The sequence below is a fragment of the Mesorhizobium neociceri genome (assembly GCF_013520985.1).
In the GTDB taxonomy this organism is placed as follows: Bacteria; Pseudomonadota; Alphaproteobacteria; order Rhizobiales; family Rhizobiaceae; genus Mesorhizobium; species Mesorhizobium neociceri.
On sequence record NZ_JACDTY010000001.1, the window covers coordinates 771,816 to 791,387 of the forward strand.

Here is a 19,572-nt window from a genome sequence, read left to right on the forward strand (position 1 = left end):
TGTCAGCCTCCAAAGCGCATGGTTGCGGCCAGCTTCAGCGTGATGCCGGGTTCGTAGACGACGGCGGTGGTGCTGCCGTTCAGCGGGTTGGTGTATTTGACATCGAACAAATTGTCGGCGCGGAAGTCCACCTTCAAATTGTCGGTCGCCTGGTAGCTGGCGAAGGCGTTGACCAGCGTATAGTCCTTGGCCACGGGATTGCCCTTTGGCTTGCCGTTGTACTGCACCTCGCCGCCGACGGTCAGCTTGTCTTCGAGGAAGCGGAAGCCGAGCTGCCCGGTGACCTGCGAGGACGGGATGGTGGCAAGGTCGGCGCGCTCACCTTCATAAGAGATGGTGTGGCCGTTGATGATCGAGGCCGAGAGCCCGGCATAACCCCAGGCGGCATCGTAGACGCTTTCCAGTTCGAAGCCGTTGATCTTGGCCTGGGCGAAATTCTGGTACTGGAAGCAGATCGGAATGCCGGGGCCGAACGGGCAGCCGCTGGTCGGGTCGAATGGCGACAGCGTCACGCCCGCGATGTAGTCGTCGACATTATTGTGGAAGTAGGCGGCCTTGAGCCGAAACGCATCGCCGGCCTCGATAGCGTCGTTCAGCTTGTAGTTGACGCCGAATTCGGTGGTCTTGCCGGTTTCAGGCCGCAGGTTCGGGTTGGGCAGGAACGGGAAGGTGACGCCGGCCGGATGGTTGCCGCTGATCAGCGTTTCGGTCAGTGACGGCGAGCGGTAGCCTTCCGCGTAGGTGCCGTAGAATTGCAGGCCGGCAAGGCTGGCGCTTTCGAAGGGCGAGACACCGACGGTGATGCGCGGCGACAGCCTGTCGCCTGACGTTTCGTTGTCCGAATCCTTCAAGCTGTAATTGTCGTAGCGCAGGCCGGTGATGACTTCGAGCCAGTCCCATGTCAGCTTGTCCTGGATGTAGGCGCCCGAAACGTTGCGCTTGCCCGACGGCGTGTAGAAGCTGTCGCCGCCCGACGTGCCGCCGGTCTCGACATTGTCGCCGACCCAGTCGCCGCCATAGGTCAGCTCGTGCGCGATGCCGGCGGTCTCGAAACGCGACGTGTTCCAGATGTCGATGCCGGTGGTGCCGACATCGAAGGTCGATGTCGAGCCTGCCGGCAGCACCACGGGAAGACCGGTGACCGGATCGAACCGGTTTTGCGGCACGAGCGTCGTCAGGTCGAGTTTGGTCTTGTTGTAGGAGGCGTTGATGTGGAAATCGAGCCAGCTCTCGGCGTCGTCGGTGATGTTGTAGCGGGCGGTGAAGGTGTTCGACTTCAGGTCGACGTCGTTGGCCGGCACGCTGCCGCTGGTTTCCGTCCAGCTGTCGCTCGAGCCGACCCAGCCGAGCTTCAATTCACTGTTTTCGCTGGGGCGGATGGTGGTCTTGAGCAAGCCGCTCAGCACGTCGAAGCCGGTGCCGGCGATGGTGTCGCCGCTGCCATTCTTGTAGTCGTCGTAGTCGCGGTAGACGATGTTGCCCAGCACATCCCAGTTTTCGTTGAATTTGTAGGCGCCGCTGGCGCTGGTGGTCCAGCCCTTGCCATTGCTTTCGTAGCGTCCGGTGACAGAGCCGGCCCAGGTCTCACCCGGCTTCAAGAAGTCCTCAGCATCCTTGGTGTCGAAGAAGACGACGCCGCCAATGGCGCCGGAGCCATAGGTGTTGGCGGTTGGTCCGCGGATCACATCTACGGATTTGATGAGTTCGGGATCGACATAGAAGGTCGACTGCGTGCCGTGGTCTGAGCGCTGGAAATTCTGTCGGGCGCCATCGACGATGACCGCGACGCGGCCGAAATCCTGCAGGCCGCGAATGTTGATGCTGGAGCTGACGCGTCGCCCATCGGCCTGCACGGTGACGCCGGGAACGCCTAGCAGCATTTCGTTCGGTGTCGTCGCCATGCGGCGGTCGAGCTGTTCCTGGTCGACATGGCTGGCCGAGGCCAGCGATTCGATCGCCGTTTCGCCGGTGCGGCTGATGACGAGGATCTTGTCCAGCAGCGTCACGCCGGCAGGGGCGGGCTTGGCGTCTTCGGTTTTCTTGGCCTGGTCGGCCTGGTCAGCGGCCGGCTGAGCTGCCTGTTGAGCGCTGGCCGACGGTGTCAGCAGTGCGATCGCAGCTGTTCCCGCAAGCAAGGCTGCCATCGCCTTTACCATAGGCCGATGCACCGGATCGGTGTTTGCCAGATCCAGTCGTCCACGATTTGCCAACCCCATTGCCCCAACTCCAAATCCAGGTTCGATGCTGGCTGGCGGCGGCGCTCGCTGGCATTTTTCATTCCGTCCGGCGTCTTAAATGTTGACTCATTTGGTCCGGTAATGCACTGACTAATAAACATGACTATTCAAGTCAAGAAATGAATCGGCATTTTGCAACGCCTAGCCAGACGCCCGGCACAGGAAAGGGATCGACAGAGATGAACACCCACAATCCCAATGACTTCCGTTACCGCGTCCGCCGTTCCGAGGAGACGCCGACCCGTTTCGATCGGGTGCCGCTGGCGGTGAGGACGCTGTCCTCCAACACGCTGTTCCAGGGCGAGCACGAGATCGGCATCGAGCACCATGGCGCGCTCTATCGGCTGAAGATCACCCGCCAGGGCAAGCTGATCCTCAACAAGTGACGAACCAGACAGGTAAGCAGGACATGGACCAGCGCGTGAAACCCGCCCCGCATGAAATCCGGCGGGCGCGGGCAGACAACCCGAAGGCCCGCGAGCGCGACCTGGCCGCCGAGCTCGGTATTTCCGAGGCCGAACTGGTCGCCGCGCATTGCGGCGACGGCGTCGTGCGCGTCGAGCCGCGGGTCAACGATCTTCTGACCGGCCTCGACGCCGTCGGCGAAGTGATGGCGCTGACCCGCAACGAAAGCGCGGTGCACGAGAAGATCGGCGCCTACGACAAGGTCGTGCCTGGCGCGCACAATGCCATGGTGCTGGGCGAAAACATCGACCTGCGCATCTTTCCGAAGGTCTGGGCGCATGGCTTTGCCGTCGAAAAACGCGACGACGGCGATATCCGCCGCAGCCTGCAATTCTTCGACGCGGCGGGCGATGCGGTGCACAAGGTGCATCTGCGGCCGGCGTCCAATCTCTACGCCTATCAGAAGCTCGTGGCCGGTCTCGAATCGTCGAATCAGGAGCCGACCGTGTCTATCGCAGGCCTGGCTGACGATGACGCCGAAACGCCGGGCGCCCCCGCAAACGTCGACGATTTGCGCGACCGCTGGAGCCGGCTGACCGATGTGCATCAGTTCTTCGGCATGCTGAAGGCGCTCAAGCTCAGCCGACGCCAGGCTGTGCGCATGGTCGGCCAGGATTATGCCTGGCTGCTCGACAGTGACGCCGTCAGCGCCATGTTCCATCACGCCGCGACGGACGCCATGCCGATCATGTGTTTTGTCGGAAACCGTGGCTGCATCCAGATCCATTCCGGTCCGGTCAAGTCGATCAAGCCGATGGGTCCCTGGATCAACGTCATGGACGAGACCTTCCACCTGCATTTGCGCACCGATCACATCCACGAGGTCTGGGCCGTGCGCAAGCCAACCAAGGACGGTCATGTCACGTCGCTCGAAGCCTATGGCGCCGACGGCAAGATGATCATCCAGTTCTTCGGCAAGCGGCATGAAGGCGAGGGCGAGCGCGACGACTGGCGGTTCCTGGCCGAAAACCTGCCGCGCATTCCAAGCCCGACCGCAGCCTAGAACCGGATGATTTCAGGTCGAGTCGACCTGAAATCTGAATCCGGCTCTAAATCAAAGAGATAGAGCATGATGTCGTCCGAAAACCGCTTCACACTTTTCGGCATCATGCTCTGAGGACCACGACGATGATTTCACTGTTCAGGCGCCCGACGCTTGCCGCGGCCATGGGCCTATCGCTGTTTCTTGCCGCGCCGGCGCCGGCCAGCGAAAACGTGGGGGTGTTTGCCGACACGTCGCGGATCGCGGCCATCGGCGGTTCCATCACCGAGATCGTCTACGCGCTCGGCGAGGAAGGCCATCTCGTCGCCCGCGATTCGACCAGCCGCTACCCCGCGGCCGCGGTCGCGCTGCCCGATGTCGGTTATATGCGCCAGCTGTCGGCGGAAGGTGTTTTGTCGGTCAATCCGTCCGGCATTCTGGCGCTGCACGGCAGCGGCCCGAAGGAAGCGGTCGATGTGCTGAAAAAGTCGAGCGTTCCGTTCATCGACGTGCCCGAGCACTACAGCCATGATGGCATCCTGGAAAAGATCCGCATCGTCGCCAAGGCGCTCGGCGTTGATGCCAAGGCCGAGAAGCTGGTAGCCGAGACCGATGCCAAGCTGAAGGCTGCCGAGAAGCAGACGGCGTCGATCAAGGAGCGCAAGCGCATCCTGTTTGTGCTGTCGATCCAGGGCGGCAAGATCCTGGCCGCCGGCAGCGACACCGCCGGCGACGGCATCATCAAGCTTGCCGGCGCGGTCAATGCGGTCGAAGGTTTTTCCGGCTACAAGCCGATGTCCGACGAGGCCATCGTCACCGCCAGGCCGGACGTGATCCTGGCCATGAAGAATGCCGGACCGCCGATTGCGGAGGCCGAGCTGTTCGCTATCCCGTCGATCACCTCGACGCCGGCCGGCGAAGGCCGCAAACTGATCCTGATGGATGGCAGCTACCTCCTCGGCTTCGGGCCGCGCACGGCCAACGCCATCCACGATCTCGCCGTCTCGCTCTATGGCAGTCAGGTCACGGACTGAGCCGATGGTGGATCAGTCGATCGCCGGCGTGGCGGGCAAAGTGGCGGCCGAAGGCGATCGTTCGGGGCGTGCGCGCCTGGTTATCTTGCTTCTGTGCGTGGTGCTTGCGCTTTCCATGTTCCTGTCGCTGACGTCGGGCGCCTCCGATGCATCGGCCGTCGGTGTCATCCGTGACTGGCTGACCGGCACTGTACCTAGAGATGCCGCACTCGGCGCCCGCGACCGGCTGATCGTCTATGACATACGCATGCCACGCGTTCTGCTCGGCGTGCTGATCGGGGCGGCACTGGCCGTATCGGGCGCTGTCATGCAGGGGCTGTTTCGCAATCCGCTCGCCGATCCCGGCCTGATCGGCGTTTCCGCCGGATCGAGCCTCGGTGCGGTTGCCGTCATCGTGCTCGGCACGACCTGGCTGGCGCCGCTCACTTTGGCGCTCGGCAGTTTGGCCTTGCCGCTCGCCGCCTTTTGCGGTGGCCTCGCGGTGACGCTGGTGCTCTACCGCGTCGCCACGCGGCAGGGACGCACCTCGGTCGCCACCATGCTGCTTGCCGGCATTGCGCTGGCCGCGCTTGCTATGGCGCTGACCGGCATCCTGATCTTCATGGCCGATGACCGACAATTGCGCGACCTGACTTTCTGGCAACTGGGATCGCTCGGCGGCGCGACCTGGCCGAAGATCGCTTCCATCGGCCCGATCATCGTGCTGGCGCTGGCGGCAATGCCGTTTTTGGCTCGCGGGCTCAACGCGCTGGCGCTGGGCGAGGCGACCGCCGGTCATCTCGGCATTCCGGTGCAGCGGCTGAAATACACCGCGATCGTCGGCGTTTCGGCGGCAGTCGGCGCCTCGGTCGCGGTCAGCGGCGGCATCGGCTTCGTCGGCATCGTCGTGCCGCATCTGCTGCGGCTGCTGATCGGCCCGGACAATCGCTATCTCTTGCCGGCATCGGCGCTGCTCGGCGCCTCGATGCTGCTTCTGGCCGATGCCGTCGCCCGCGTCATCGTGGCGCCGGCCGAACTGCCGATCGGCATCGTCACCGCGATCGCCGGCGCGCCGTTCTTCCTCTGGATCCTGCTGCGTAAGCGCGGCGTAGTCGACTTGTGAGGCTGTCTTGATCGAAGCACGCGATGTCTCGGTGGCGATCGGCGGCAAGCGCATTGTCACCAATGTCGATTTTGCCGCGCGGCCGGGCGAGATCGCGGCAATCGTCGGACCCAATGGCTCGGGCAAGACCACCTTTCTCAAGGCCTTGTCAGGTGATCTGCCGTTTTCAGGAACGGTTGATATCAACGGCCGCGACCTCTCCGTGATGAAGCCGGTGGAGGCTGCGACAGCGCGTGCCGTGCTGCCGCAGGCGACGACGCTGTCTTTTCCCTTCACCGTGCGCGAAGTGGTCAGGCTCGGCCTTGTCGGCGGCCGTTCCGGCGTGCTGCCGGGCGAAGATGATCGTCTGCCGGAGCGGGCGTTGGCGCGTGTCGACCTCGACGGCTTTGCCGGCCGCTTCTACCAGGAGCTTTCGGGCGGCGAGCAGCAGCGCGTGCAGCTGGCGCGCGTTCTGTGCCAGGTCTGGGCGCCGGTGCTCGACGGCAAGCCGCGCTACCTGTTCCTCGACGAGCCGGTGTCCAGCCTCGACATCAAGCACCAGCTGATCATCATGAACATCGCCCGCGATTTCGCCCGGCGCGGCGGCGGCGTGATCGCCATCCTGCACGACCTCAATCTGACCGCCATGTATGCCGACCGGATTTTCGTCATGCATCGCGGCCGGCTCGCCGCCGACGGCTCACCGCAAGAGGTGCTGAGCGACGATCTGATCGAGAAGGTCTTTGATTGCCGGCTGCGTGTCGGCGTGTTGCCTGCAGCCAATATGCCGTTCGTCCTGCCGCAGTCCGCAGCCTAGAAAGTTCAGGCGGCCGGGGCGCGGCGTTCCAGCATGTCGATGCCGAGCAAATGGCGGACATTCGGGCGCGCCGCCACCATGTCGGCAATCGTGTAGCGGGAGAGCACGGCAAAAAAGGCGTTGAGCGCCTCGCGCAGCGCCGAGTTGAGCGCACAGCTGTCGACCAGCGGACATTCGGCGGCGTCGTTCTCGAAGCATTCGGCCATGGCGAAGCTCTCTTCGGTCACCCGCACGACGTCGAACAGGCTGATCTGCTCGGCCGGGCGGCCGATCCTCACGCCGCCATTGCGGCCGCGCACGGTCTCGACCAGGCCGTGCTCGACCAACGGCTGCAGGATCTTGAACAGGAAGAGTTCCGACACCGAATAGGCGGCCGCGATTTCCGGGATGCGGCTCAGCCGTTCGGTGTTGGCCGCGCAATACATCAGGATGCGCATGGCGTAGTTGGTTTGGCGCGTTAACCGCATTTCATTCCTCACCCAAGTGCTGGCGCATTGGAACTGCACCAGATTTAGATTCGTGCTGGCGCGGCTTCTCATCCGGAACTTCGGATTCGCTCGCACTGGCCTAGCCGGAATATGGCCTATACCTTGGAACAATTCCAGACTGGGATTGCATGATAGATGAATATTCTTGTCAACTTTGCGTGCGAAATCGGCAAGTCCCGGGCGAAATCGGCCTATCCGATCATGCCGCGGGCCGAAACACTCCCTAAATAGCCCAGACCAGATAGAGATCGACCAGGAGCGCCTCATCCATGTCTCAATCGGTTTCGTCCGTGGCGCCCGCCGCTTTTGACAGCGAGGCGGGTGCCAAGCTTTCGGCGCTGCGTCGGACAAAGTTCCTCGCCACGGCTGCGCTGGTGCTTTGCGTCGTGGTCTTTGCCATGGCCAAGTCGTTTGAGAGCACCTATCCGTGGCTTGGTTTCGTCGCGGCCTTCGCCGAGGCGGCGACGATCGGCGGCCTGGCCGACTGGTATGCGGTGGTGGCGCTGTTCAAGCGACCGCTCGGCCTGCCGATCCCGCACACCGCGATCATCCCGGCGAACCAGAGCCGCATCGCCGACAATCTCGGCCGCTTCATCGAGGTCAATTTCCTGGCGCCAGAGCCGGTGCGCGAAAAGCTCGCCGATGTCGATTTTGCGGCGCTCGTCGCCGACTGGCTGGCCGACGCCGAGCGCGCCGCCGGCCTGTCGCGCTTCGTCGTGCGGCTGGTGCCGCAGACGCTTGCGGCCATCGAGCAATCCGGCCTGCGCGGCTTCGTCACCAGCCGCATGCTGGAGCAGATCGACAAGGTGCCGCTGGCGCCGCTAGCGGCCGAGCTGCTGTCGGCGCTGACCGACGACCGTCGCCACCAGAAACTGTTCGACGAGTTTACCCGCGTGATCGGCCGCTTCCTCAACGACGAGGAAGCGCTGGCGACCATGCGCGAAAAAATCCGCGAGGAATTGCCGTCGCTCTTCAACCTGTTCCGCGCCGACGCGTATCTGTTGAAGAAAATCGTCGCTTCCGCCGGCTCGCTGCTCGATGAGGTGCGGGCCGATCCCGATCACCCGATGCGCGCCGAATTCGACCGTTTCGCGCATAGCTTCATCGAGCGGCTCAGGACCTCGAAGCAATACGCCAAGCGGGCCGAGAAGCTGAAGCGCGATTTCCTGGCGCGGCCGGAGGTCAAGGCGCTGGCCGGTGACATGTGGCAGAGCCTCAGCGTGTTCATCGAACAGGACGCCAGGGCGGAGAATTCGATCGTTCGCGAGCATCTCGCCAACATGTTCGTCGAGGTCGGCCGCCATCTCGCCGGCGATCCGCAGATCAGGGCCGACATGAACCAAGGCTTTGTCGTGGCGCTTAGCTCGTTCGTGGAGAGTCAGAAGAGCGGCGTGTCGACGTTCATCGCCGACCAGGTCAAGCGCTGGGACCTTGCCCAGCTGACCAGGCTGATCGAGATGAACATCGGTAGGGACCTGCAATACATCCGCTTCAACGGCATGATCATCGGCGGCCTTGCCGGCCTGGTGCTTTACACGGCGGAGCTATTGTTCCTCGCTGGTTGAAGCGGGCGCTTCGCCTTTGCACCGCAAAATTGCGTTGCGCGGGCGAATGGACACGCGGCGCGCGAGTGCTATTGTCCGCAACAGGGTTCCAGCATTTGCGCAAACTGGGGAGCAAGCGAGCAATGGCCAAACAACCCGAATCCGATTCGTTCCTGGACATGTTCAGCCGGTTCGGCCGTGACCTGAAGGTGCCGAACGTCGAGGCGATCCTTGCGCATCACCGCAAGAACCTCGAAGCGCTGGAGAAATCAGCGCGGGCCGGGGCTGCCGGAGCGACATCGCTTCTGTCCAGGCAGCGCGAGATGCTGCAGGACACGCTGCGTGAAGTCAGCGACATGGCGCACAGCTACAAGGCGCCGGGCAATCCCCAGGAGCTGATGTCGAAACAGGCAGAGTTCGCCAAGAAATCCTTCGAAGCCGCCCTGAAAAATGCCAGCGAAGTGGCCGAGCTGGTCAAGAAATCTGGCACCGAATCTGTCGAGATCCTGCGCGAGCGCATCAAGGAAGCGATGGAGGAGATCCGCTCCGGCTACGACAAGAAGTGATTCTTGGCGTTGCGTGATCGCGGCCCGCCGCCTCCTGTACAGGCGGGCGGTTTGCAGCGCGTGGCCATGGACGAGGCGTGCCGTTTGGCGGAAAATGGCGGAACGGAATCGCAACAGGCGAATTGACAGGGGCTGTCGGTTCGTGGTCCGAGGCATTTGGAGCCATCGGGAAAGCAGGAATGACGGAAATACGGCCGAAGACGCCGCCGACCTTTGAGCAGCTGAAGGCGATGGCCGGGCAGGAGCTCGGCGTGTCGGAATGGACGACCATCGACCAGAACCGCATCAACCAGTTTGCCGAATGCACGGGCGACCATCAGTGGATTCACGTCGATCCGGAGCGCGCGAAGCGGCAGAGCCCATTTCGCACCACGATCGCGCATGGCTATCTGACGCTGTCGATCATCGGCGCGCTGGCGCTCGATCTGGGCATCGTGCCCGAAAACACCCAAGCCGCCTTCAATTACGGCTTCGACAAGGTGCGGTTCCTGGCGCCGGTCAGGGTGGGCGCACGCATCAGGCTGCGCACCACGCTTTTGTCGGTGGAGGACCGGGGACCAGGCCAGTATCTGATGAAGGCCGCCAACACGGTCGAGATCGAGGGCGAGCAGAGGCCGGCATTGACCGCCGAAACGCTGGTCATGCTCTATGAACGTCGCAAGCGGGCCGCGCCTTAAGCACCCTACTTTCGATCACGATGGCTGTTGCCGCGACGATGACCTGCCGGCTGATCGGGCCGATAGCAGCGCCAGCAACAGTGCAGTTACTGCCAGAACCGTTGCTGCCTGAAAGGTCACCTGCATTCCATGGGCGGCTGCCGCTGAGGTCAACACGTCCTGAGTTTCCTGTCCTCCCGCCGAGGCGGCCGCAAAGATGGCGCCCATCAGCGATGCGCCGGTGATCAGGCCGAGATTGCGCGACAGATTGAGCAAGCCGGACACGACGCCGCGCTCACCGGCGCCGACTCCGGTCATGACCGCGGCATTGTTGGATGTCTGGAACAGCGCGTAGCCAAAGCAGGTGACGGTGATCGGCACGATGTAACTGGCTATGCTGAGTTCCGTCATGGCGAGCGACAACAGGAAGGTGCCGATGGCAAGACTGAGCAGCCCGGCGATCATCATCCTGTTGGCGCCGAAGCGATCGGTGAGGCGGCCGGCGATAAGCGCCGAGAGCGCCGAGACCAGCGGACCTGTCGATAGCACTAAGCCGACCATCGCGGCATTGAGCCCAAGCCCACGCGACAGATAGAACGGCGCAACCACCAGCGTCGCCATCATGACGGTGGCGACGGCGAGGCTCATGGCCAGACTGGCGCTGAGCTGGAAGTCGTACAACCGGGCAAGCCGGATCAAGGGATTCTTCGCCTTCGTCTGCGCAAAGCCGAACAGAACGACGCCGATGCCGGCGGCGATAAGCAGGCCGATGTTTAGGGTGCCGAAATTGCCCCGGCCGAGCGTCATCGCCAGTGCATAGGCGGCGAGCGTCAGAGCGAGCAGCGCGGTGCCTACCGCATCGAAGCTGCCTTGAGCGGCTTCCGTAGACTTGCCGCGGGCAGGCAGGGCCAGCCAGGCAAGCGCGAAGGTCGCGACGCCGAGCGGGACGTTGACGAGGAAGATCGCTCGCCAGCCGATACCGGCGATCAGCAATCCGCCGAGCGAGGGGCCGAGCGTGGTGCCGATCGCCGACATGGCGCCGAGCAGGCCCATGGCGCTGCCGGTTCTCTCCTTGCTCACGGTCTCCGCGACAAAGGCCAGCGTCAGCGCCATCATCAGCGCCGCGCCAAGCCCTTGCACGGCGCGCGCCGCGATCAGCATCCACAGTGTCGGCGCCAGCCCGCAGAACACCGAAGCCAGCGTGAACAGCGCGATGCCGCCAAGCAGCAACGGCCGGCGGCCGACCATGTCGGCCAGCCGCCCGGCGCTGACGATCAGGGCGGTGATGGCGAGCAGATAGGCGAGAACCACCCATTGCACCGACTGGAACGACGCGCCGAAGGCCTGCATCAGGGACGGCAGCCCAACGCTGGCAATGCTGGTTCCGAGCGACGACAGCAGCGTGGCGAGCGACAGGCTTGCCAATGCCAAGACTGCGGACTGGGTTTTCCGCGACGCCGATGCGCGCTCGTTTTGCTCAGCAATTGCCATGGCGATCTCCTTCTTCTTGGTCCGGGAAACGGACCTGTCGGAGATCTAATTTCTAAAGTGGCAGGGCGGAAGGCGCAGCATTTGCATGTTATTCATGCATAGAACGCCATGTCATGTTATAGCTAGACAATGACATCGCCCGATCTCAATCTGCTGTTCGCTCTCGACGTCCTGCTCGCCGAAGGCAGCGTGGCACGCGCGGCCAGTCGGCTGCGGCTCAGCCCGTCGGCAATGAGCCGGACGCTGGCGCGGCTGCGCGAGGCGACCGGCGATCCGCTGCTGGTTCGCGCCGGCCGTGGCCTGGTTCCGACGCCGCACGCGGAGAAGTTGCGGCAGCAGGCTGGCCGTGTCGTCCAGGATGCGGAAACGCTGCTGCGCCCTGCCAGGCTTCTCGATCTCGCGAAGCTGGACCAGATTTTCACGCTGCGCACCAATGAAGGCTTCGTCGAGGAGTTTGGACCGCGTCTCGTCGCCCGGGTCGGAGCCGAGGCACCTAGCGTGCGGCTGCGCTTTGCGCCCAAATCCGGCAAGGATGCGATGGCGCTGCGCGACGCGGCGATCGACCTGGAAATCGGCGTTGCCGGTGAGACGGGACCGGAGGTCCGCATTCAGGCGCTGTTTCGCGACCGCTTCGTCGGCGCGGTGCGAGCGGGCCATCCCTTGAGCGAAGGCGCGATAACGCCGGAACGCTATGCGGCCGGCCGCCACATCAGCGTTTCCAGGCGCGGCCGCGAAAAAGGGCCGATCGATGAGGCGTTGAGTGGGTTCGGCCTGCAGCGGACTGTGGCGTGCATGGTTTCCGGCTTCTCGGCGGCTCTTGCTATGGCGCGCACGTCGGACCTGATCGCCAGCGTGCCCGAACGGCATACGCAAGGCGCACGCGCCGGCATGGTCAGCTTTCCGCTGCCGGTCGCCACCGTCGAGGTCACCATCTCGATGCTGTGGCATCCACGGCTTGACGCCGATCCGGCGCAACGCTGGCTGCGCGATTGCGTGCGCGAGGTCTGTGCGGCCTCTCGCTGAGCGATCAGCGCGCCATTGCCGTCTCAAGCACCCTGAAAATCCGCTCGTCTTGGCACTGGGCAACGTTGAAGCGCAGGAAGCGGCTGGCGGTTCCCGACAGGCTGAATGCGTTGCCGGGTGCCAGCACGATGTTGTCGGCCAGCGCGCGGCGGGCGATTTCGGCCGCATCCACACCGTTCGGCAGACTGCACCACAGGAACAGGCCGGCGGGCTGGTCGATCCAGGGCCTGATGCCGATTGCTTTCAGGCGCGCGCTCGTCTCGCCCATGGCGCGGGAAAGCCGCGCCCGCAGCAGATCCATGTGCTTGCGGTAGCTGCCGTCCTTGAGCAGCGCCAGCACCAGTTCGGCCGCCAGCCGGCCGCCGCCGAAGGTGGTGGCGATCTTGAGGTCGGTGAGCTGGTCGATCCAGTCGCGGGGCGCGGCGATGAAGCCGCAGCGCACCGAGGCCGACAGCGTCTTGGAGAAGCTGCCGATGTGGACGACGCGGTTGAGGCCATCGAATGCCGCCAGCCGGGGCGCGGGCGTATGTTCGAAATCGGCAAAGATGTCGTCCTCGATTATGGTCAGGCCCGACTGGTCGGCGAGTTTCAGCAGCCGGTGCGCGGTGACCGGCGACAGGATCGCGCCGGTCGGGTTGTGAATGGCGGAATTGGTGATGTAGAGGCGCGGCTTGTGTTCCGCCAACGCCTGCGCGAACAGCTCGATGTCTGGCCCCGATGGCGTGTAAGGCACGCTGACCACCTTGGAGCGGTGGGCGCGCAGCAGCGCGTGAAAATTGAAATAGCAGGGATCGTCCACCAGCACGGTATGGCCGGGTTCGATGAGGAACCGGCACAGGAGATCGATGGCCTGCGTGCCGGATTCCGTCAGCATGATCTGTTCGGGTGAAACTTCGATGCCGTGCCCTTCCATCCGCCGCGCCAGCAATTGCCGCAGCGGCGGCAGGCCGAGCGGCGTGCCGTAATCGGCGAGGTCGACATCGTCGGCGCGCGCCACGGTGCGCAGCGCGCGGCGCAACGCCGACTGCGGCATCCACGAGGCCGGCATCCAGCCGCAGCCGGGTTTGAGCATCTCGCCGCTGGCCTCCAGCGACTGGCGCGACACCCACAGCGGATCGATGGCGCGGTCGAGCCGCGGGCCGATCTCCGCCAGCGATAGCGGCGCCAGCGAGCCGGCGGCATAGAAGCCCGAGCCAGGCCGAGACCGGATCGCGCCTTCGGCGGCGAGCCGCTCATAGGCCTCGACCACGGTGGATTTGGACACCTGCATGGCCTTGGCAAAGGCGCGGATCGAAGGCAGTCGCGCCCCCGGCGTCAGGCTGCGTGCGGCAATCCTCTGGCGGATGGTCGCCATGACAGTTTCGACCAGCGTGGTCGCGACAAGAGTGTGTGCGCTGTCGGTTTTCAAAACGAGTTCGGTCATCCGTACTGCTCGATAAGCCATTACAGTTTGATCGAATTGTACCGCATTGTCTCTGGCTGCACCATAGGCGCGTGCCCGATAGAGAGCGCAAGCAATGGAGCCTGGAATGGACAAGACCGCGAGCGGCTGGGTGAACGGATTCGTCGGCGTGCTGATCTTCAGCGGCTCGCTGCCGGCGACGCGTGTGGCGGTGGCCGATTTCGATCCGACATTCCTGACCTCGGCCCGCGCGGCGATTGCCGGACTGCTCGGTCTGGCGATGCTTGTCCTGTTCCGGCAGAAGCGCCCGGAGCGCAGCGATTTTCTGTCGCTGGTGATCGTTGCCCTTGGCGTGGTTGTCGGCTTTCCCTTGTTGACCGCCCTGGCGCTCAAGCACGTCACCTCCGCCCATTCCATCATCTTCGTCGGCCTGCTGCCGCTGGCCACCGCGATCTTCGGTGTGCTGCGCGGTGGCGAGCGTCCGCGCCCCGCCTTCTGGCTGTTCTCCTGCATCGGCAGCGCACTGGTCGCGGGCTTTGCCCTGATGCAAGGCGTGACGGCGTCGCCGGTCGGCGACGGTCTGATGCTGGCCGCCATCATCGTCTGCGGGCTGGGCTATGCAGAAGGCGCGGCGCTGTCGCGCAGGCTCGGTGGCTGGCAGGTGATCTGCTGGGCGCTGGCGATCTCGCTGCCGATCATGCTGGTGCTGACCTTCGCGACCCTGCCGCCATCCTTTGCCGCCGTCGGCCCCGGCGCCTGGGCGGGTCTCGCCTACGTTTCGCTGTTCAGCATGCTGATCGGCTTCGTCTTCTGGTATCGCGGCCTGGCGCAAGGCGGCATCGCCGCGGTCGGGCAGTTGCAGTTGCTGCAGCCCTTCTTCGGCCTGGCACTGGCGGCGACGCTGCTGCACGAGCAGGTCAGCCCGCTGATGGTTGTGGTCACGCTCGGCGTGGTGGCCTGCGTGTTCGGTGCGAAGAAGTTTGCGCGGTAGTTCGGGTGGCGGAGGACGGCTCCGTCCCTAAAACTTCGTTACAACCCCGATGCCGATGCCTTCAAAACCGCCCATCGCCATCAAGGCCGCGGGCGCTTCGTCGAGGCTGATCTTCTTGCCGACCAGAAGCTCGGGTTTCAGCTTGCCGGTGCGGATCATCTCCATCATCGCGGGGTAGCGGTAGGCCTGCATGCCATGGCTGCCGAGGATTTCGAGCTCGAAGGCAATCACCTTGTCCATCGGCACTTGCGGGCGGGCATGTTCGCCCAGCATCAGGCCGACCTGCACGTGGCGGCCGCGCCGGCGCAAATTGGCGATCGAGTTGAACGATGTGGTGGGGTGGCCGAGCGCGTCCATCGACATGTGCACGCCGCCATTGGTGATCTGCTTGACCGCTTTGACCACGTTCGGCGTCGTCGAGGCGTTGATGGTCGCCACCGCCCCGATCTTTTTGGCGAACTCCAGTTTCTCGTCGGTGAGGTCGATGGCGATGACATTGGCGCCCATGGAGCTGGCGATCATGATCGCCGACAGGCCGACGCCGCCGCAGCCATGCACCGCCACCCATTCACCGGGCTTCACCCGGCCCTGGTCGACGATGGCGCGAAACGAGGTCACGAAGCGGCAGCCGAGGCTGGCGGCGGTGGCGAATTCCATCTCGTCGGGCAGGCGCACGAGATTGGTGTCGGCATGCTCGATGGCGACATATTCGGCAAACGAGCCCCAGGCGGTGAAGCCCGGCTGCGTCTGGTGCTCGCAGACCTGGTGGTTGCCGGAGGTGCATTCGAAACAGCGGCCGCAGCCGACGCAGAACGGCACGGTGACGCGTTCGCCGGCCTTCCAGCGGGTGACCTGCTTGCCGGCGGCGACGACGATGCCGGCCAGCTCGTGACCCGGCACATGCGGCAGCGTGATGCCGTCATCATGTCCCATCCAGCCATGCCAGTCGCTGCGGCAGAGCCCTGTCGCCTCGACCTTGATGACGACACCATCGGCGGCCGGTTTCGGATCCGGCACGGTCTGGATCGTCGGCGCCTCGCCGAATTTTTCGAAGACGACGGCTTTCATCGGCAAGTCTCCATGCTCTGCTCCGGCAGTGTGCGCCTATTCCGCATCTATCTGATTCTCCGGCGCCGCCTTCTGGAAGGCCGGCAACGCCATGCAGGTGGCGTGGATACGCGATATCTCGGGGTAGGGCGTCAGGTCGACGCCGAAGCGGGCGTTGCTGGCGATCTGGGCGACCAGGCAGATGTCGGCGAGGCCCGGTGCATCACCATGGCAGAAGGTGCCGGTCTCATCAGATGAAGCCAGAATCTTTTCAAGCGGCTGAAAGCCTTCGTTCACCCAGTGGCGGAACCAGTTGACGACATCCTGGTCGCCGGCGCCGAACAGAGTGCGCAGCGAGGTCAGCACGCGCAGATTGTTCACCGGATGGATGTCGCAGGCGATCATCTGCGCCAGCATTCGCACGCGGGCGCGGCCGAGCGCGTCCTTCGGCAGCAGCGGCGGTTCGGGATTGGTCTCGTCGAGATATTCGATGATCGCCAGCGACTGCGTCAAAAGCGTGCCGTCGCTGAGGATCAACGCCGGCACCAGCCCCTGCGGATTGACTGAGAGATAGGCCGGCTCCAGATGCTCGCCATGGCGCAGATGATGCGGCACGTACTCGTACGTCAGCCCCTTCATCTCCAGCGCGATGCGTGCGCGGTAGGAGGTGGACGAGCGGTAGTAATTGTGGAGGACGAGATCGCTCATCACGTCCTCAACTGGGTTGACCGACGGTCAGTTCGATCGTGCCGATGCCGTCGACGCCGCCGGTTATCGTCTGCCCCGAGGCGACCGCGCCGACGCCGGCCGGCGTGCCGGTGAAGATCAGGTCGCCCGGTTGTAGGGCAACCGACTCGCTGCAGATCGAAACGATATCGGCGATAGGCCAGATCAGCTCGGCAAGATCGCCATCCTGTTTCACCGTGCCGTCGACGGCGAGCCAGATGCGGCCCTGTTGCGGGTGGCCGGATTGTACCGCCGGCACCAGCGGGCCGCAGGGCGCCGAACGGTCGAAGGCCTTCGACCAGTCCCAAGGCCGTGCCGCCTTCTTGGCCTCGTCCTGCAGGTCGCGGCGGGTGAGGTCGATGCCGACGCCGTAACCCCAGACATGGTCGAGCGCCTCTGCGCGTGGAATGCGGAAGCCGGCCTTGCCGATGGCCGCGACCAGCTCGATCTCGTGATGCAGGTTCTTGGTCAGCGGCGGGTAGGGGATCGTGCTGCCGCTATCGACCACCGCATCGGCCGGCTTGGTGAAGAAGAAGGGCGGGTCGCGCTCGTCATTGCCGAGTTCGCGGGCGTGGGCGGCGTAGTTGCGGCCGACGCAGAAGATGCGGCGCACCGCAAAACGGTCCGGCGAACCTTCTATGGCGACCGACGGGGTTGCGGGCAGGGGAAGGACGAACTCTGTCATGCGCGGTCTTTCTGCTTCAGCTGCCGGCACATTTGACCGATTTGAACCGCCGGGCAAGGCATGAGCGTTCGCAAAAGCGCCGGCTCGGCCTCCGGCTTAAGATGGCGATAGACTATTTGCCAATAAGCTGGCCATACCAGCGGGAGTATCGTGCCCAGGGAGGACTGAAACGAACCCCATGACCGCAATCAACGATCGCGCCCGATTCCTGATCATCGACGACCACCCGCTGTTTCGCGAAGCGCTGCACAGTGCGGTGCAGATGGCCTATCCCGAAGTCGACACGGTGGAAGCGCGCTCGATCGCCGAAGCGCTCGATCTTCTGGGTGGAATAAAACCGTTCGATCTGGCGCTGCTCGATCTCAACATGCCCGATGTCCATGGCTTTGACGGGCTGCTGCAGCTCAGGACCCGCCATCCGCGGCTGCCGGTGGTCGTCGTCTCGGGCTATGAGGAGCCGAAGATCATCTCCGAGGCGCTGTCCTATGGTGCTGCCGGCTTCATCCCGAAATCGGCCCGCAAGAGCGATCTCGCCGCCGCCATCCGCTCGGTGATGGAGGGCGCCATCTATGTGCCGGAGACCTATGAGGGGCAGCCGCCCGACGCCGATAGCGCCGACCGCGCCGATATGGTGCAGAGGCTGGCGAAACTGACGCCGCAGCAGCTGCGGGTGCTGCAGATGCTGCGCCAGGGGCTGCTCAACAAACAGATCGCCTATGAGCTGCAGGTCGGCGAGACCACGGTCAAGGCGCATGTCTCGGAAATCCTGCGCAAGCTCAACGTCTACAGCCGCACGCAAGCGGTGATCGAGGTGTCTAAGCTCGACAATGCGGAGCTATTCAGGGATCAGGCGGGGTTTTGAGGCTTTGCTTACCCTCCCCGCGCGGGAGGGTCGATCCGCGAAGCGGAGCGGGGTGGGGATGCCTGGCTAAGTCCACCCCACCCCGGCGCTGCTCACCGACCCTCCCCATCGAGGGGAGGGTATGGAGCCTAAGCCAACAAATGCGCCAGCAGCGCCCTTAATTGCGCTGGTTTCAGCGGCTTGCGCATCAGCTCGATGCCGGCGGCGCGGGCGGCTCTCACCACCGCTTCTGAACTGTCGGCGGTGACGATCAGCGCCGGCACGGCACGGCCGAGATAGTCGCGGACTTCGGCGATGGTGGCGGTGCCGAGGTCGCCGTCGTCGAGATGCTGGTCGGCAATGACGATGTCGGGAACCCAGTCGGTGTCGCCGAGCAGGCTGATTGCATCCTCGGTCGAGGTCGCGGCGCGCACCAGGCATTGCCAGCGCTCGAGCAGGAAGGTCATCGCCTGCAGGACGTCGGCGTCGTTTTCGACCAGCAGCACCTTGGTGCCGAACAGGCCATAGCCGCGCGGGCGCTCCATCTCGGCAAGGCTGGCGATGGCGTCGGCGCTGGCGCCGATGCCGACCGGCACATCGATGTGGAAGATGGTCCCGCGCCCGACCTTCGAGGAGAACGTCACGGGATGGCCGAGCGCGGCGGCCATGCGCCGCACGATGGCAAGGCCCAGCCCCAGCCCGCCGCCGGAGATCCCGGTATCGGCCGGAATGGCGGCGCCGCGATGGAATTCCTCGAACACCGCCTCGCGCTGGTCTTCGGGAATGCCGCAGCCGGTGTCGGCGACATCGATGCGGATGGTGTCGCCGCGGTGCCTGGTGCCGACCAGCACGCCGCCGGAGCGGGTGTAGCGCAGCGCATTGGACAGGATGTTTTGCAGGATGCGGCGCAACAGCGTGCGGTCCGAACGCACCACCGCGCTGACCGGGCGGAACTTCAGCGCCAGGCCCTTCGTCTCGGCCACCGGCAGGAAATCCGAGCGCAGCGAGGAAAACAGCGTCTCCAAATTGACGTCGCCAATGTCGGGCTGGACCACACCGGCGTCGAGCTTGGAAATGTCGAGCAGCGTGCGCAACAGGTCTTCCATGGTCTCCAGCGAGCGCTCGACCTGGCGGACGAGTTTTTTACCCTCGTCGCTGGTCTGCACTTCGGCCAGCGCCGAGACGGAGAGGTGGGCGGCGTTCAGCGGCTGCAGCACGTCATGGCTGGCGGCGGCCAGGAACCTGGTCTTGGACAGGTTCGCCAGCTCGGCGTTTTCCTTCGCGGCGCTGAGGTCGATGTTCGACTGTTCCAGCCGGCGCAGGGTCGAATGCAGTTCCTCGGTGCGGATGCGCACCCGGTTTTCCAGAGAAATCGCGGTCTGGAACAGCGAGAAGGCGTTGCCCTGCTGGTCCATCGAGCGCTCGACGCGGCTGACCAGGGCGGCGTTGATCTTCTTCAGCCTGTCGATGTCGTCGATATCCCTCAGCGGCATGGG

The 19,572-nt window shown here is 64.4% G+C and carries 19 protein-coding genes; 11 read left to right on the top strand and 8 right to left on the bottom strand.

Annotation, left to right across the window (positions count from 1 at the left end; translation table 11 throughout):
• Window positions 1–2: 2 nt before the first annotated feature.
• Window positions 3–2,144 (bottom strand): TonB-dependent hemoglobin/transferrin/lactoferrin family receptor, encoded by a 2,142-nt coding sequence (locus H0241_RS03570; RefSeq protein ID WP_235983903.1) that lies wholly within the window; start codon window positions 2,142–2,144, stop codon window positions 3–5.
• Between the two features lie 272 nt (window positions 2,145–2,416).
• Here H0241_RS03570 and hemP point away from each other — a divergent pair, with 272 nt between their 5' ends.
• From hemP to H0241_RS03595, 5 genes are all read left to right on the top strand, one after another.
• Window positions 2,417–2,623 carry a hemin uptake protein HemP gene (hemP, locus tag H0241_RS03575; protein WP_023673860.1) on the top strand — a complete coding sequence of 69 codons (207 nt, stop codon included), beginning with the start codon at window positions 2,417–2,419 and terminating at the stop codon, window positions 2,621–2,623.
• A 23-nt stretch (window positions 2,624–2,646) separates the two neighbouring features.
• The gene (locus H0241_RS03580) at window positions 2,647–3,705 is read left to right on the top strand and encodes a hemin-degrading factor (protein WP_181056022.1); all 1,059 of its coding nucleotides are present in this window, start codon (window positions 2,647–2,649) and stop codon (window positions 3,703–3,705) included.
• A 125-nt stretch (window positions 3,706–3,830) separates the two neighbouring features.
• Entirely contained in the window at window positions 3,831–4,718 is an 888-nt protein-coding gene (locus H0241_RS03585; protein WP_181056023.1) for a heme/hemin ABC transporter substrate-binding protein, read from the top strand.
• 4 nt (window positions 4,719–4,722) lie between these two features.
• On the top strand, window positions 4,723–5,820 hold the full coding sequence (locus tag H0241_RS03590; protein WP_181056024.1) for a FecCD family ABC transporter permease: 1,098 nt from the start codon (window positions 4,723–4,725) through the stop codon (window positions 5,818–5,820).
• 7 nt (window positions 5,821–5,827) lie between these two features.
• Window positions 5,828–6,616, top strand: coding sequence for a heme ABC transporter ATP-binding protein (locus H0241_RS03595; protein ID WP_181056025.1), 789 nt, complete (start codon window positions 5,828–5,830; stop codon window positions 6,614–6,616).
• Between the two features lie 5 nt (window positions 6,617–6,621).
• Here H0241_RS03595 and rirA read toward each other — a convergent pair whose 3' ends face one another.
• A complete protein-coding gene (gene rirA, locus H0241_RS03600) occupies window positions 6,622–7,083 on the bottom strand; it encodes an iron-responsive transcriptional regulator RirA (RefSeq protein WP_181056026.1) in 462 nt (153 codons plus the stop codon).
• A 290-nt stretch (window positions 7,084–7,373) separates the two neighbouring features.
• Between rirA and H0241_RS03605 the strand changes: the two genes are divergently transcribed.
• The 3 genes from H0241_RS03605 to H0241_RS03615 all read left to right on the top strand — a co-directional run bounded on the left by H0241_RS03605 (window position 7,374) and on the right by H0241_RS03615 (window position 9,891).
• Entirely contained in the window at window positions 7,374–8,669 is a 1,296-nt protein-coding gene (locus H0241_RS03605; protein ID WP_181056027.1) for a DUF445 domain-containing protein, read from the top strand.
• Between the two features lie 122 nt (window positions 8,670–8,791).
• A complete protein-coding gene (locus tag H0241_RS03610; protein ID WP_181056028.1) occupies window positions 8,792–9,214 on the top strand; it encodes a phasin family protein in 423 nt (140 codons plus the stop codon).
• 179 nt (window positions 9,215–9,393) lie between these two features.
• Entirely contained in the window at window positions 9,394–9,891 is a 498-nt protein-coding gene (locus tag H0241_RS03615; RefSeq protein WP_181056029.1) for a MaoC family dehydratase, read from the top strand.
• A gap of 15 nt (window positions 9,892–9,906) precedes the next feature.
• Here the strand turns inward: H0241_RS03615 and H0241_RS03620 are convergent, their stop codons facing one another.
• Window positions 9,907–11,361, bottom strand: a complete 1,455-nt coding sequence (locus H0241_RS03620; protein WP_181056030.1) for an MFS transporter — start codon at window positions 11,359–11,361, stop codon at window positions 9,907–9,909.
• A 129-nt stretch (window positions 11,362–11,490) separates the two neighbouring features.
• Here H0241_RS03620 and H0241_RS03625 point away from each other — a divergent pair, with 129 nt between their 5' ends.
• A complete protein-coding gene (locus H0241_RS03625) occupies window positions 11,491–12,384 on the top strand; it encodes a LysR family transcriptional regulator (protein ID WP_181056031.1) in 894 nt (297 codons plus the stop codon).
• A 4-nt stretch (window positions 12,385–12,388) separates the two neighbouring features.
• Here the strand turns inward: H0241_RS03625 and H0241_RS03630 are convergent, their stop codons facing one another.
• Complete coding sequence (locus tag H0241_RS03630) at window positions 12,389–13,807, bottom strand: aminotransferase-like domain-containing protein (protein ID WP_181056032.1); 1,419 nt, start codon at window positions 13,805–13,807, stop codon at window positions 12,389–12,391.
• 106 nt (window positions 13,808–13,913) lie between these two features.
• On the opposite strand from H0241_RS03630, the gene H0241_RS03635 reads away from it, so the two are divergent.
• Window positions 13,914–14,777, top strand: coding sequence for a DMT family transporter (locus H0241_RS03635; RefSeq protein ID WP_181056033.1), 864 nt, complete (start codon window positions 13,914–13,916; stop codon window positions 14,775–14,777).
• Window positions 14,778–14,804: 27 nt separating this feature from the next.
• On the opposite strand, the gene H0241_RS03640 is transcribed toward H0241_RS03635, so the two are convergent.
• From H0241_RS03640 to H0241_RS03650, 3 genes are read right to left on the bottom strand one after another with little or no spacing between them, the layout of a single operon-like run.
• On the bottom strand, window positions 14,805–15,845 hold the full coding sequence (locus tag H0241_RS03640; protein WP_181056034.1) for a zinc-dependent alcohol dehydrogenase family protein: 1,041 nt from the start codon (window positions 15,843–15,845) through the stop codon (window positions 14,805–14,807).
• A gap of 36 nt (window positions 15,846–15,881) precedes the next feature.
• Window positions 15,882–16,532 (bottom strand): maleylacetoacetate isomerase, encoded by a 651-nt coding sequence (maiA, locus tag H0241_RS03645; protein ID WP_181056035.1) that lies wholly within the window; start codon window positions 16,530–16,532, stop codon window positions 15,882–15,884.
• Window positions 16,533–16,539: 7 nt separating this feature from the next.
• Window positions 16,540–17,235, bottom strand: a complete 696-nt coding sequence (locus H0241_RS03650) for a fumarylacetoacetate hydrolase family protein (protein ID WP_181056036.1) — start codon at window positions 17,233–17,235, stop codon at window positions 16,540–16,542.
• Between the two features lie 178 nt (window positions 17,236–17,413).
• Here H0241_RS03650 and H0241_RS03655 point away from each other — a divergent pair, with 178 nt between their 5' ends.
• Entirely contained in the window at window positions 17,414–18,097 is a 684-nt protein-coding gene (locus tag H0241_RS03655) for a response regulator (protein ID WP_023672627.1), read from the top strand.
• Between the two features lie 128 nt (window positions 18,098–18,225).
• Here H0241_RS03655 and H0241_RS03660 read toward each other — a convergent pair whose 3' ends face one another.
• Window positions 18,226–19,569, bottom strand: coding sequence for an ATP-binding response regulator (locus H0241_RS03660; protein ID WP_181056037.1), 1,344 nt, complete (start codon window positions 19,567–19,569; stop codon window positions 18,226–18,228).
• Between the last annotated feature and the right edge of the window lie 3 nt (window positions 19,570–19,572).